At 68.9% G+C, this 13,632-nt stretch carries 10 protein-coding genes; 5 read left to right on the top strand and 5 right to left on the bottom strand.

Going from position 1 to position 13,632, the window contains the following annotated elements; genetic code table 11:
- Positions 1–142: 142 nt before the first annotated feature.
- Positions 143–2,788 carry a TonB-dependent receptor gene (locus UCD39_RS17685; RefSeq protein ID WP_330497201.1) on the bottom strand — a complete coding sequence of 882 codons (2,646 nt, stop codon included), beginning with the start codon at positions 2,786–2,788 and terminating at the stop codon, positions 143–145.
- Positions 2,789–3,076: 288 nt separating this feature from the next.
- Positions 3,077–4,615, bottom strand: a complete 1,539-nt coding sequence (locus UCD39_RS17690; protein ID WP_330497202.1) for a hypothetical protein — start codon at positions 4,613–4,615, stop codon at positions 3,077–3,079.
- Between the two features lie 338 nt (positions 4,616–4,953).
- Between UCD39_RS17690 and UCD39_RS17695 the strand changes: the two genes are divergently transcribed.
- The 4 genes from UCD39_RS17695 (at position 4,954) to eat (ending at position 10,350) form a co-directional block, all read left to right on the top strand.
- On the top strand, positions 4,954–6,669 hold the full coding sequence (locus UCD39_RS17695; protein ID WP_330497203.1) for an ABC transporter substrate-binding protein: 1,716 nt from the start codon (positions 4,954–4,956) through the stop codon (positions 6,667–6,669).
- Complete coding sequence (locus UCD39_RS17700; RefSeq protein WP_330497204.1) at positions 6,666–7,718, top strand: SIS domain-containing protein; 1,053 nt, start codon at positions 6,666–6,668, stop codon at positions 7,716–7,718. The genes UCD39_RS17695 and UCD39_RS17700 overlap by 4 nt, the downstream gene beginning before the upstream one ends.
- Positions 7,718–8,890, top strand: a complete 1,173-nt coding sequence (gene nagA / locus UCD39_RS17705) for an N-acetylglucosamine-6-phosphate deacetylase (protein WP_330497205.1) — start codon at positions 7,718–7,720, stop codon at positions 8,888–8,890. Before UCD39_RS17700 ends, nagA begins: the two co-directional genes overlap by 1 nt.
- 77 nt (positions 8,891–8,967) lie before the next feature.
- The gene (gene eat / locus UCD39_RS17710; protein WP_330497206.1) at positions 8,968–10,350 is read left to right on the top strand and encodes an ethanolamine permease; all 1,383 of its coding nucleotides are present in this window, start codon (positions 8,968–8,970) and stop codon (positions 10,348–10,350) included.
- A 31-nt stretch (positions 10,351–10,381) separates the two neighbouring features.
- Here eat and UCD39_RS17715 read toward each other — a convergent pair whose 3' ends face one another.
- The gene (locus tag UCD39_RS17715; protein WP_330497207.1) at positions 10,382–10,621 is read right to left on the bottom strand and encodes a hypothetical protein; all 240 of its coding nucleotides are present in this window, start codon (positions 10,619–10,621) and stop codon (positions 10,382–10,384) included.
- A 232-nt stretch (positions 10,622–10,853) separates the two neighbouring features.
- Here UCD39_RS17715 and UCD39_RS17720 point away from each other — a divergent pair, with 232 nt between their 5' ends.
- The gene (locus tag UCD39_RS17720) at positions 10,854–11,483 is read left to right on the top strand and encodes a YitT family protein (RefSeq protein WP_330497208.1); all 630 of its coding nucleotides are present in this window, start codon (positions 10,854–10,856) and stop codon (positions 11,481–11,483) included.
- Positions 11,484–11,562: 79 nt separating this feature from the next.
- Here the strand turns inward: UCD39_RS17720 and UCD39_RS17725 are convergent, their stop codons facing one another.
- Both UCD39_RS17725 and UCD39_RS17730 read right to left on the bottom strand, forming a co-directional pair.
- Positions 11,563–11,799 carry a hypothetical protein gene (locus UCD39_RS17725; protein ID WP_330497209.1) on the bottom strand — a complete coding sequence of 79 codons (237 nt, stop codon included), beginning with the start codon at positions 11,797–11,799 and terminating at the stop codon, positions 11,563–11,565.
- Between the two features lie 157 nt (positions 11,800–11,956).
- On the bottom strand, positions 11,957–13,603 hold the full coding sequence (locus UCD39_RS17730; RefSeq protein ID WP_330497210.1) for an EAL domain-containing protein: 1,647 nt from the start codon (positions 13,601–13,603) through the stop codon (positions 11,957–11,959).
- Positions 13,604–13,632 lie beyond the last annotated feature (29 nt).

Consider the following 13,632-nt stretch of genomic DNA (forward strand, 5'->3'; position numbering starts at 1 on the left):
CAGTTTGGGGAGACCGAAAGCGCCCGTCCGAGGACATCGCCTTCCGGAAAGAACCCGCCGACCGTCACGGAAGCGGCCGGCGGGGCACTGGCGATGGCCCGGCGCGACGCCGCCCCGGGCCACCACACGCCCGCGGGACGCGTCAGTACTTGAACCGGGCGCCGAAATAGAACTGGCGGCCGTTGTCGTAGATGGCGCGCGGCTGGTCGGTGTTGTTGGCGTAGTACTTCAGCTGGCTGTCGGTGATGTTCAGCGCCGAGAAGGACAGCGTCACGTAATCGCCCACCGGCACATTGACCGAGGCGTCCAGGGTTCCATAGTCGTCCTGGTTCTCCGCCGAGCTGCGATCCAGCCCCACCAGGAAGTGGGAGCGGAAGGTGTAAGACAGGTGGGCGCTGATCCACGCGTTCTCGTAATAGCCCGTCAGGTTGTAGGTGTGACGGGAATTGCCGATCATGGGGCTGCCGTTTTCCTCGGTGCCATAGGCGTAGGTGTAATTGGCCTGCACACCGAAGCCGGCGTAGATCGGCTGCTGCACCGCCAGCTCGAAGCCCCGGTTCCGGGCCGAGGTGTTGGTGGGCGTGGTGACGATGTAGGTGTGGTTGGCCTTGTAATAGTCGGAGTAGTAGGTCTGCGGCGCCGTGCCGAAGGTCACGTAGGAATTCATGTCGTTGTAGAACACGGCAAACGACAGCAGCGACTGCGGGCCGTAGTACCACTCGATGGACGCGTCGTAGTTGGTGGACTCGATGGGCTTCAGGTTGGGGTTGCCGCCCGAGCCGGAGGAGGCCACGTCGTTCAGGCTGACCGACCCGCCCAGCGCGCTGTAATCCGGCCGCGCCATGGTCTTGGCGACCGCCAGGTGACCGATCAGGTCGTCGGTGACCTCGACCTTCAGGTTGGCGCTGGGCAGCACGTTCACGTAATCGTGGCTGATGGTCGTCGGCACGTAGGGGCCGAAGGCCGAGCTGGTGATGGCGCCCGGCGTCGTGGCGGTGGCGCCGACATAGACCAGGCTGTGGACATTGGTGTCGACGAAGCGCACGCCGAAATTGCCCGACCAGCCGGCCCCGCCGACATTGGCCATGACATAGGCGGCGCTGTCGTCCTCCGTCACCTTGAAGGAGCCGGGCCAGTAATAGCGGCTGACCGGATCGGCGTTGCCGTAGGCGGCGAAGAAGGCGGCGATCTGGGGCTCCGACAGGGTCCAGATGTCCTTCAGGATGGGACCGCCCAGGTTGGAGCCGAAGTCGCTGGGATAGGTGCCCGACGCCGTCGGGGTGGCCGCCCCCCACCCGCCGTTCAGGCAGCAGCCGCCGTTGACCTTGAACTGGGTGTTGCGCTGGTGCGCGGCATAGCGGACGCCGGCCTTCACCGAGTCCCAGATGCCGGACTTGATGTCGTACTGGGTGTCCAGCTGGCCGTAATATTCCTGGTCCTGGGCGGTGACGACGTCGGTCCAGGCCCAGCCGGTGGAATAGTTGCCGTTCTGGGTGCCGGTGGGGATGGTGAAGGCGGCGCTGGCCGGGGCCGACAGGCCGTTCAGGGCGAAGCTGGTGCCGGCGTTGGCCACCGCCTCATAGGCCGGCTGGCTGGGGGTGTCGCCCAGGCCGTAGGTGTAGCCGGCCTTGGCGCTGACGCTCAGCCGGTCGGTCGCCTGGTATTTGATGTCGGTATCGATGTAGGAGGTTTCGGCCGCAGCACCCGGGCGGCTGATCTGGTCATAGACGATGGCGTTGGTGGCCAGCGGCGCCGTGGCCGACACCAGCGTGCCGTTGCGGACGGTATAGCTGGTGGGCACGATGCCGTCGTTGCCGCCGGCGGTGCCGCCGAAAATCTTGGCGCCCCACAGCATGAAGTTGCGGTTGGAGTTGTCCGCGTCCATGTGGGAGTAGAAGCCGTTGACGTCGATCGTCAGCTTGTCGGTCGGCGTGAATTCCACATCCACGTCCCCGCCCATGCGCTTGCGCTTTTGCTGGAACAGGGCGGAACCGATCAGGGTGGGATAATAGACGCCGTTCAGGTCGGGATGGGCGACGACAGCCGGGTCGGTGGGGGCGAACTGGGAATAGCCCAGCACCTCATTGCCGTCGCGGCGCACGTTGCGTTCCTCATAAAACGCCTGGGCCACGATGCCGAAGGTGTTGGCCTGGTTCTTCCACGCGGCCAGGCCGTTGAACTGCGGCGCCGTCTTGCCGGACAGGTCGCCATAGGCCGCCTCGGCCGAGGCCTGCAGCGTCAGGCTGTCCTTGAACTCCAGCGGCTTGCGGGTCTGGATGTCGATGGAGCCGGCGATGCCGCCTTCCACCAGGTCGGCCTGCTGGCTTTTATACACCAGGGTCTTGGAGACGATTTCCGACGGCAGCAGCGAGAAGCTGACCGAACGGCCCACGGTCTGGAACTGGTCCAGCAGGAACCAGTCGCCGGTGGCGACGCCGTGGCCGTTGATGGTGGTCTGGGTCAGCGACGGGCTGGACCCCCGGATGCTAACGCGGTCGGCCTCATCGAAGCCGCCCTCGCCGGACGCGGCGGACTGGATCATGACGCCGGGCAGGCGCTGCAGGGCGTCGGCCACGTTCTTGTCGGGCAGCTTGCCGATATCCTCGGCGCTGACGACATCGACCACCGCGTTCTGCGCCCGCTTCACGTCGATGCTGTCCTGGATGGACTTACGGAACCCGGTCACCACGATTTCGTTCAGGCTGTCGTCCGCCGCCGGCGCGTCGGCCGCCTGCGCCGTGGCCATCATGGCCAGCATCACCGCCACGCTGGCGGAACCGCGCAGCATCGTTCTCCCAAAACCCATCAAACCCTCCTGTGCCCATCTTTTGTGTTTGGCAGTCCGCCGGACCCAACCTGGAGGCCCCGCGCCTGAACCGGACACCGCCCTCAACTCAGCCGGGGGGCGAGCGGGGCGGGCCCTTGCGTTCCGGCAGAGGAGAGCCGAGGGGGGCGGAATAGCGAAAGGCTGGTTCCGGCAGAATGTCGAAAATGACGGCAAAACCGGGGATTTTGACACTGGGGATTTTGACTGCGGCGACCATGGTTTTTCCCCTGGGACGCCAGCCTTGGGGCGCTAAATGCGCTCCGCATGGCGCAGGTGCTGTTTCAGGCGGCCCAGGGCCTCGCGCACCCCTTCCCGCTCCGCACCGGCGTCGGGGCAGTGCCGCAGCACGAATTCCGCCGTGCGCACCACGTCGCGCCAACGGGGGTTGCGGGGCAGGGTTTCGACCAGCAGGTATTTGTCCAGGGTGCGGGTCTGCAGGGAACTGCGGTCCATATAGACGCGCCACAGCCCGCTTTCCTCCGCCAGCTCGATCTTCCCCTTGCGCTTGGCGTGGTGCCAAAAGTCCAGCGCCAGGGTCATGACATCGACGATGCAGCGGCGGAATTCCTCATTGGCATCCAGGTCGTTGGCCGGCTCCCTCTCCGGCGCCAGGGCGGGCACCGAAGAGGGCGCAGGAACGGGCGCAGGAACAGGTGGCGGCGGAGATTCGGCCGGCACCGGTTGGGGTGGCAGCTGGGATCGCACCGTTTCCAGGGACGCTGCCGGCATGATCGCGGCGGCGATGGGCGCCGGGGCGGCATGCGGCGCGCCGGCCTCCGCCGTCGCGTCCGGGTTGGACCGCCGTGCCTGGCGCCAAGCCCAGGTGCCGCCGGTGACGCTGGCCAGCGCCAGGCCCCAGGTCCACCAGCCCAACCAGCCCGCCAAGGCCCAGCGGCTGGCCAGCACCTGGAATTGCCATGGGGTGTCCGGCACCGGATAGACGCCGAACGGGGCCAGCCCGCGGGCCGCGGCCGGCACATCGGCCGGGCGCCCGCCGGCGTCGATCAGGGCGAAACCGATGCCGCGCCGCGCCAGCGCACCCAGGCGCTGGTCAACAGCGGCCAAGGGCAGGCGGAAGGCCACCACGCCCTCAACCGCGCCGTGGCGCACCACCGGCCGGGCCACCAGCATCCCCACCCCATCCGGGTGATCGGGCGTGGTGACGCCATCCAGGGCCTGCGGGCGCGTCACCACCAGGACCTGGTTGGGATCGTCCACCTGCTGCAGCCGGGCCATGATCTCACGGAACGCCTGGCCCAGCGGCGTGTCGCGGGCGCGGGCGTCGTTCAAGTCCAGGCCGAACGCGCCATCCTTGCGGAGGCTGTAGACCACGCGGCCCAGCCGGTCGATCAGGTAAAGGTCGTCGAAGACCGAGGCGCGGATCATGTCCACGAAACTGGCGTGGAAACGGTCATGCACCGCCATATAAGGGGCCAGCGCCGAGGAGGCGCCCGGCTGCGGCGCCTCGCCCCCCGCGAACGCCGTGCGCAGCAGGGCGGCGGCCCGCTCGGGATTGGGCGAGATTTGCGCGAAGGCGGAGGCGAAGCCGTAATAGCGGCCGACGCTGTAGCCGATGAAGCTGGTGCTGGAAAAGGCGGCGCTCTGGTCACGCGCGGAGTCGTACAGGATGCCCAGGTCGTGGGCCGCCATGTCGCGGGCGGTGGCGACCGCCGTGTCCGCCCTGTCCATGACGGCGTACAGCGCCGTCAGCAGCGACAGGCAGAGCAGCACCGCGATCGTGACGAGGCCGGCCGGCGCCCTGATAGCCCACCCCTTGAACCCGACCACCCCGATGACCCCCTGTCTTTTTTGATGCGGACAGGAATACATCCAAATGTGCGGAGATCCCTGTTTTTAAATCGGCTTTACCGGCGCAGCGCCGCAAGCATACCGTCAATTTCGTCAATTCGCAAAGCGGCCCTTGACTGCCGCCCTTGTCCTCGGGGCGCGCGGCGGCGCGGATTCCCTGGGGTTTCGCCGCCCGGGCGGGTCCAGTCCCCATGACGAAAGTGACGAGTTTGCGCCCTGGCCTTGGCGCCGGTGGCTGGCGACAGTGGAGTGGGCCGGCGGGGTGGCAGCGGTTAGACTCCCCCCTCCATCACGGGCCTGCAACCGAGGGAATGCTCTTGATCCGGCGTTTCATTTCCATCGTGGTCGTCGCCCTGGCCGCTGCCGCCAGGACGATGGCCGCCCCGCCTGATGGCCAGCCCGATCCGGCGACGCTGACGGTGGTGGCCGCCATGTCCAGCGGCTGGGTCCGCAACTTCAACCCGTTCAACGAGACCAGCCGATTGCCCAGCGTGCGCGAGTTCATTTACGAGCCGCTGGTGGTCTTCAACTCGATGTACGGCGGCCGGCCGGAATACCGCCTGGCCACCGACTACGCCTTTTCGCCCGACCTCTTGAAGCTGACCTTCAAACTGCGCGATGGGGTGCTGTGGTCGGACGGTCAGCCCTTCACCGCCGCCGACGTCGCCTACACCTTCGACCTGCTGCGCCGCTTCAAGGCGCTGGACACCCTGGACATGGCCAACCGCGTCGCCAGCGTGGCGGCGGTGGACGCCCACACCGTGGTGTTCACCCTGAAGAGGGTGAACACCAGCATCGTGTTCGAGATCGTGCGCGTGCCCATCGTGCCGCGCCATGTCTGGTCCAAGGTCGCGGACCCGGTGGCCTTCACCAACGACACGCCGGTGGGCACCGGCCCGATGACGGAGGTGGCGCGCTTCACACCCCAGGTCTATGTCCAGTGCCGCAACCCCAATTACTGGGACGCCGCCGACCTCAAGGTCGACTGCCTGCGCTTCCCCCAGGTCAGCACCAACGAACAGCTGCTGGCGGCGGCGGCGGAGGGGCGGCTGGACTGGTTCGGCGCCTTCCTGCCGGATATCGAGCGCACCTACGTCGCGGCCGATCCCCGGCATCACCGCTATTGGTTCCCGCCGGGCGGCACCGTCGCCATCGACATCAACCTGAACAGCCCCAGCCGGGGCAACCGCGCCGCCTTCCGCAACGTCAACTTCCGCCGCGCCGTCAGCATGGCGGTGGACCGGCGGGCCATCGTCGATATCGCGGGCTACGGCTATCCCGAGGTCAACGAGTACGCCAGCGGCATCGGCCGCGCCTATCAGGACTGGGTGAACGGGGAGGCGGAGCGCCAGTATGGCCGCTACGCCCATTTCGACAAGGGCGGGGCCCAGGCCCTGTTGGCCGAAAGCGGCTTCCGCGACGTGAACGGCGACGGCTATGTCGACAACGCCGACGGCAGCCCCATCGCCTTCGACATCCTGGCACCCGCCGGCTGGACCGACTGGGTCAATGCCACCCAGCTGGTGGCGGAAAGCCTGAACGCGCTGGGCCTCAACGTGCGTGTTTCCACCGTGGACCCGGCGTCCTGGGCGCAGCGGCTGATCAGCGGCGATTATGACATGGCCATCAACGGCCTGTTCCCGGGGGAAACGCCCTATCGCAGCTTCGACACCGGATTCCATTCCCGCTACAGCGGCAAGACGCGCTTCGCCCCCACCCGCTTCACCGAACCGGATCTGGACGGCGCCCTTGACGCCTTCGTCGCCACCATCGACCCCACGGAACAGCGCCGGGCCATGGACAAGGTGCAGATGATCGTGGCGGCCAACACGCCCTACGTGCCGCTGTTCAGCAACCCCACCTGGTACGAATACAACACCCGCCGCTTCACGGGCTGGTTCAACGCCGACAACCCGGTGGCCCGGCCCGACGTCTTCGACGGCACGCCCGAACGCCTGTTGCACCTGCTGGCGCTGGCGCCGGTGAAGGGCCAGGCGGCGTCATCCCCGCCCCACGACACAGGAACACCATGATCCCCGCACCGCCCCCCGCGTCCCCGACGGTTCCGCTGATGGCCCTGGAGGCGGCCGAGTCCGGCGCCGCCGCGGCCCGGCAGATCGCCCGCACGGCACCGCTGTTCCGCGAACTGGGCGCCCGGCTGCGGGCGCTGAAGCCCAAGGTGGTCGTCACCTGCGCGCGGGGCAGCAGCGACCACGCCGCCGCCTACGGCAAATACCTCATCGAAACCCGGCTGGGCGTGCCCGTCGCCTCCGTCGGGCCCTCCGTCGTCTCCCTCTACAATGCCCCCCTGGCCGTGGACGGCGCCCTGTTCGTGGCGGTGTCGCAGTCCGGCCGCAGCCCCGACCTGCTGCGCCTGGCGGAGGCCGCCAAGGCCGGCGGCGCCCTGGTGGTGGGCTTCGTGAATGACGAGACCTCCCCCCTGGCCGCGCTGGCCGATGTCTTCATTCCGCTGTGCGCCGGGCCGGAGAGGAGTGTCGCCGCCACCAAGTCCTACCTCACCGCCTGCGTCGCCTTTCTGCAGCTGGTGGCCCATTGGCAGGAGGATGCGGGCCTGGCGGACACGGTGGCCAGGGTCCCCGGCTGGCTGGACCAGGCCGTGGCCCTGGATTGGTACCCGGCCTTGCGCCGGCTGGAGCTGGCCACCGGCCTCTATGTCCTGGGCCGGGGCATCGGCAGCGGGGCGGCGGCGGAAATCGCCCTGAAGTGCAAGGAGACCTGCCGCCTGCATGCCGAGGCCTTCAGCGCGGCCGAGGTGGTGCATGGCCCCTTCGCCCTGGTGGGCCCCGGCTTCCCCATCCTGGCGCTGACCCAGGACGACGTGACGGCGGCGGTGACGCGCGACACCCTGGCCAAGGCCGCCGCCCTGGGCGCCCCCATCCTGGCCACCGAGACCGGCATCGACGGCGTCGAGGCCCTGCCCGTGGTGGCGGGCCTGCCGGCGGAGGTGGGCCCCCTGGCGGCGGTCGCCAGCTTCTACAGGGCCATCCACCGGGTGGCGCGGGCCCGGGGCCTGGACCCCGACGTGCCGCCCAACCTGCGCAAGGTGACGGAGACGGTGTGATGCGGACCTTCTTCCACGGCTGCCCCGTTTTCACCGGCGAACGGACAGTGATGGACGCCGGCGTCCTGGTGGAGGATGGGCGCGTGCTGGACCTGGCGCCCCAGCCGCCGGCGGGCGCGGCCGAGGTGGTCCTGGCGTCGGACAGCCTGCTGGTACCCGGCTTCGTCGACACGCAGGTGAACGGTGGCGGCGGGGTGCTGTTCAATGAGACGCCGACGGCGGCGGGGGCCCTGGCCATCGCCGCCGCGCATCGCCGCTTCGGCACCACCGCGCTGCTGCCCACCTTCATCACCGACGCCGCCGGCACATGGCGCCGGGCGGTGGACGCGGCGGCCGAGGCCGCCCAGGTTGCCGGTGGCGGTGTGGTCGGCATCCACCTGGAAGGCCCCTTCCTGAACATGGAGCGCCGGGGCGTGCACGAGGCCGCCTATGTCCGGGCCCCCACCGACGAGGACATCGACTTCCTGCTGGGCCTGCCCGCGCGTTTCCCCCAGGGCCGCGTGCTGCTGACCCTGGCGCCCGAGGTGGTCAGCGACGGAACCCTGGCCCAGCTGGCGGAAGCCGGCCTCATCCTGGCCGGCGGCCACTCCGCCGCCAGCTTCGCCCGCACGCGCGGCGCGCTGGACCACGGCCTGACCGGCTTCACCCACCTGTTCAACGCCATGCCGCCCTTGATGAACCGGGAGCCGGGCATCGCCGGCGCGGCGCTGGCGGACCCGCGCGGTTGGTGCGGCGTCATCGCCGACGGCGTGCATGTCCACGGCGCCATGCTGCGCCTGGCGCTGGCGGCCAAGGGGCCGGAGCGCCTGTTCCTGGTGACCGACGCCATGCCGCCCACCGGCACCGACGCCGACCGGTTCGAGCTGTACGGCCAGACCATCCACCGCCGCAACGGCCGCCTGGAGACGGCGGACGGCGTGCTGGCCGGCGCCGATATCGACATGGCGGCGGCCGTGCGCGGCGCCATGGGCCTGTTGGGCGTGTCGCGGGAAACGGCGCTGGCCATGGCCTCAAAGGTGCCGGCGGACTTCCTGGGGCTGCCGGATGTGGGCCGCATCGCCCCGGGGTCCCGGGCGGACCTGGTGGAGCTGTCGCCCGACCTGGCCGTGCGGCGGATGTGGATAGCCGGCGCCATCAATGCCCAATCAGCAGGCAATCCCCCTTTCGCCTAAAACGCGGGCAAATCCCCTCCCCCGCGCCCCGATTTCCGGGGCATACTGGTCCGGTGAACAAGACGGGGGCACGCGGCATGGGGACGGATGGGGCCGGGCTGAACAAAAGCCTGGGCGGGTGGCATCTTTGGGGCATCGCCGTGGGGCTGGTGATCTCCGGCGAATACTTCGGGTGGAGCTATGGCTGGGCCCAGGCCGGCACGCTCGGGTTCCTGGCCACCACCATCCTGGTGGCGGTGCTATACACCACCTTCATCTTCAGCTTCACCGAACTGACCACGGCCATCCCCCACGCCGGCGGCCCCTTCGCCTACAGCCACCGCGCCTTCGGGCCGCTGGGCGGCTTCATCGCCGGCTATGCCACGCTGATCGAGTTCGTGTTCGCCCCGCCGGCCATCGCGCTGGCCATCGGCGCCTATCTCAACGTCCAGTTCCCGGGGCTGCCGCCCAAGCTGGCCGCCGTGGGCGCCTATGGCGTCTTCGCCCTGCTGAACATCGCCGGCGTCACCATCGCCGCCACGTTCGAGCTGTGCGTGACCCTGCTGGCCATCGGCGAGCTGCTGGTGTTCATGGGCGTGGTGGCGCCAGGCTTCCGCTGGGCCAACTTCGCGGCCCACGGCTGGTCGGGGGATGCCGGGCCGCTATCAGCAACAGCGTTGGGCGGCATCTTCGCCGCCATCCCCTTCGCCATCTGGTTCTTCCTGGCCATCGAGGGCGCGGCCATGGCGGCGGAAGAGGCGAAAGACCCCGCCCGCACCATCCCCCGCGCCTACATCGCCGGCATCCTGACCCTGGTCGCGCTCGCCTTCGGCACCATGGTGCTGGCCGGCGGCGTGGGCGACTGGCGGGACCTGGCCAACATCAACGACCCCCTGCCCCAGGCCATGAAGGCGGTGGTGGGGGCCGACAGCGGCTGGCTGCACATGCTGGTGTGGATCGGCCTGTTCGGCCTGGTGGCCAGTTTCCACGGCATCATCATGGGGTATTCCCGGCAGATTTTCGCCCTGGCCCGCGCCGGCTTCCTGCCGTCCGTCCTGAGCCGCCTGCATCCCACGCGGCGCACGCCGCACTGGGCCATCCTGGCCGGCGCCGCCGTGGGCATCGCCGCCATCTTTTCCGATGAGGTGCTGGCCTTCGGCGGCCAGCCGTTGACCGCCAACATCGTCACCCTGTCGGTGTTCGGGGCTATCGTCATGTACATCGTCAGCATGGCCAGCCTGTTCCGCCTGCGCCGCGATGCGCCGGCGCTGGACCGGCCCTTCCGGGCACCCGGCTACCCCTGGGTGCCCGGCCTGGCGCTGGGCCTGGCCTGCCTTTGCCTGGCGGCCATGATCTATTACAACCTGGTACTGTTCGGGGTGTTCGTCGCCCTGCTGGCCCTGGGCTGGCTGTACTGCCGTCTGACGGCCTTCCGGCGGCCGGGACGGGGGAGCGACCCGGTGCCGGAAACCGGCCGGTAAACGCGGGGCACGCCGGGCGAGACGCCAGCGCTCAGCGCGCCAGCAAGCTGTCGGTGATGCCGGGGGTGGGGATGTCCAGATCCGGACGGCCCAGGCGCCCGGCCATCTCGGCCCGGATCACCTTCAGCCGCTCCAGATATTCCTCGGCCTCATCGCCGGCGGTGTCGGTCAGGATCAGGCTGTCGCTGCTCCACCGTTCGATCAGGGGATCGAGGTCGGCGATACGCTCCTGCAGAATACGGGCATACGCAGCGCTCTGGTTCGTGCTCATGGCTTTCCTCCTGCTGTGATGCGTCGATCCCAAGCCTTTCAAAAGCCGGGAGGGCCGGCAACGGGGCAATGGGTCAAGGCCCCTACCCCGAAAGCCCGTGGCCGGCGCCCGGCCTATGCGGTCCGACCAGGTGCGTCACCGACGCCCGGCCAAGCAGCCGTGCCATTATCGAATATCTGGCTCCGACATTTCCAGTATATCATTAGTAAATATACGCCATATTGGGCACAAAATGATGCAGCCGGACAATCAAAGCCGCCACAAAGGATATGAGGACCTGGCCGCCATGGCCATCGGCACCTTGATGGTCTCGCTGGGAACGGTGCTGTATGCCAAGGCCACCTTGCTGGTGGGCAGCATCGCCGGCCTGGCGCTGCTGCTGCATTATGTGACTGACCAGGGGTTCTGGCTGTTTTTCTTCGTGCTGAACCTGCCCTTCTATGTCCTGGCCTGGCGGCGCATGGGATGGCGCTTCACCGCCCGCACCTTCGCCGCCGTCTGCCTCGTGACCATCGAAACGCGGCTCACCCCTGGATGGATGGAGTTCGCCGTCCTGAACCCCGTCTATGCGGCATTGGCTGGCGGCGGCCTGATCGGCACCGGCCTGCTGATCCTGTTCCGCCACCGCATCGGGCTGGGCGGCATCAACATCCTGGCGCTGTACCTGCAGGAGCAATTCGGCATCCGCGCCGGCTATGTCCAGCTGGGCATCGACGCCGGCATCCTGGCGGCGGCCTGCTTCGTGCTGACGCCGCAGCGGCTGGCGCTGTCAGTCGTCGGAGCCTTCATCGCCAACATGATCGTGGCCATGAACCACCGGGCGGACCGCTATATGGGTCTGACGGCCGATCCGGCGCGGTGAGCGACATGACAGGCACGCGAAAGCCCCGTCCCCGTGTCCGGATAACCCGAACGCGGGGCGGGGCAGGTGCGTGGTGATATCAACGAACCGTCATTCCGTCAGCGACCAGGGGTGTGATGCGACCGTCCAGGTCCGGCCGCGCGATGCGGCTGGCCAGGTCGGCGCGCAGTTCCCGCAAGCGGCCGACAAATTCCCCGGCCTCGTCCTGGGCGGCGCCCGTCAGCAGGAAATGCCCGCTGGTCCACCGTTCAATGAGGGGGTCGAGGTCCGCAATGTGCTCCCTCAGCACGAGGGAATAGGTGCTGTACTGGGTCATGGAACACCTCCACCTTGGTGCTTCCCATGAAAAACCTTGGCGCTCTCCCCCGCAACCGCTCTCTCGTATTGGTATCCTTATTTGACGCACATCAAGTATTGGGGGCGAATATTATCTGATAAAGCTGATCAGCCGGGGAACCAACCGGCGTCGCGGTTCAGCCGCCCGCATCGACCACGGTGGGACGCCAGGCCGACGGACGGGACAGGGCCCGCAGGTCCACGTCGCGCCGCTGCGGGCGTTCCATCTCGTGGGAGAACAGCCAGCCCTGGCCCATGGCGCAGCCCAGGCCACGCAGGCGCAGCATCTGTTCCGGGTTCTCCACATGCTCGGCGATGGCGCTAACGCCCAGGCCGCGACACAGGGCCAACATGCCGGCGACGATGGCCTCCTCCCGCTTGTCCACGCACATGCGGGCGATGAAGCTGCCGTCCAGCTTCACATGGTCGAAGTCCAGCGCCCGGATATAGGTGAAGGAGGCCATGCCCACGCCGAAATCGTCCAGGCAGATGGGGTGGCCCTGGCGACGCACGGCGCCCAGCACGTTCCGCGCCCGGTCCAGGTCGCCCATCTGCCCGGTTTCCGTCACCTCGAACATCAGGCGGCCGGACAGTCCCGGCTGGGCCTTCAGTTGCGCCATCAGCGACTGCATGAACAGGTCGGACCCGACGGAAACGGCAGAGAGGTTCACGGCCAGGACCATATCGGCCGGCGCCCGTTCCAGCTCGCGCATCGCCAGGCTGCACACCAGCATGTCGACGTCGTTGATGACGCCCAGTTCCTCCGCCAGGGTGATGACGGCCCCCGGGCGGTCGCCGTTGAACCGGCTCAACACCTCCAGGTGGTGCATGCGCCCGGTCTTGAGGTCCACGATGGGCTCATAGACCAGGGACAGGCGATTGCCGCCCAGGTCATCGCGCAGCCGGGCCAGGCAGCCCACCGCGTCCTTGACGAAGCCGGCGGCAGCCGACTGGCCGGACAGCACGTCCACCGCCGCCGGCCCCGCCTCGGCGAAGCGGCGCAGGGCGTGCAGCAGCAGGCGCGACCGGTCGGCCCGGCTGAGCCCCGGAGTGTCGCCGTCCAGCGTGCGGGCATCCACCTCCAGCGGCTGGTCCAGGCCCAGATCTGCGGCGATGTGGCGGATGTCGCGGGTGATCTGCTCGGCCAGGCCGGCCGGGGCCATGACGCCGAAACGGTGGTCGGCGACGCGGCCGGCGACGCCCCCGCCATGCTGGCGGAAAACGGCACCGATCTCGGTCATCAGCTGGCCCTCCGCCTCGGCCGTCAGGCGGGTGCGGATATCGGCCAGGTTGTTCATTTCCACCAGGGTGAGGGCGCCCCCGGCCGCCGGTTCGTCCCCCTCCTGGGTGAGGGTGGCATCGGCGGCGCGCGCGAAGGCGGCGGGGGTCAGCAGGCCGGTGGCGGCATCAAGATCCTGCGGGGCGGGCAGCGCCGCCGGACCGGCGGCCAGCTGGCAGAAGGTGACGTTCAGCAGGGGACTGGACTGCAGGCGATAGGCCGCCAGGGCACAGACGATGACGCGACCGTCGCGGCGGCGCAGACGCACCGGCCGGGGGACGCTGCGCTCATTATCCCCCAGCGCCCCCAGGACGCGCCGCGCCAGCGCCGCGTCGCCCGGCGCCAGCAGCTCGGCCAAGGGACGGCCCGCCAGGTCCGCGTCGCTGTAACCGGTCAAGGCCTGGACGGCCCCGGCGGCGAACCGCAACACGCCCTCGCCATCCACCTCCATCAACAGGTCGGCATTGGCGAAGGCGAACCCCAGATACCGCTCCACCCGCTTCATCCTGCCGCACCGCTCCGTTGGCGGGCCAC

This window comes from Nitrospirillum karajorum, assembly GCF_036348415.1.
Taxonomy (GTDB): Bacteria; Pseudomonadota; Alphaproteobacteria; order Azospirillales; family Azospirillaceae; genus Nitrospirillum; species Nitrospirillum amazonense_B.

What these genes read in the sequence shown, in the direction of transcription:
- UCD39_RS17685 (WP_330497201.1), bottom strand. Translation starts at nt 2,788, where the DNA reads ATGCTGCGCGGTTCCGCCAGCGTGGCGGTGATGCTGGCCATGATGGCC.
- UCD39_RS17700 (WP_330497204.1), top strand. Translation starts at nt 6,666, where the DNA reads ATGATCCCCGCACCGCCCCCCGCGTCCCCGACGGTTCCGCTGATGGCC.
- nagA (WP_330497205.1), top strand. Translation starts at nt 7,718, where the DNA reads ATGCGGACCTTCTTCCACGGCTGCCCCGTTTTCACCGGCGAACGGACA.
- eat (WP_330497206.1), top strand. Translation starts at nt 8,968, where the DNA reads ATGGGGACGGATGGGGCCGGGCTGAACAAAAGCCTGGGCGGGTGGCAT.
- UCD39_RS17715 (WP_330497207.1), bottom strand. Translation starts at nt 10,621, where the DNA reads ATGAGCACGAACCAGAGCGCTGCGTATGCCCGTATTCTGCAGGAGCGT.
- UCD39_RS17720 (WP_330497208.1), top strand. Translation starts at nt 10,854, where the DNA reads ATGATGCAGCCGGACAATCAAAGCCGCCACAAAGGATATGAGGACCTG.
- UCD39_RS17725 (WP_330497209.1), bottom strand. Translation starts at nt 11,799, where the DNA reads ATGACCCAGTACAGCACCTATTCCCTCGTGCTGAGGGAGCACATTGCG.
- UCD39_RS17730 (WP_330497210.1), bottom strand. Translation starts at nt 13,603, where the DNA reads ATGAAGCGGGTGGAGCGGTATCTGGGGTTCGCCTTCGCCAATGCCGAC.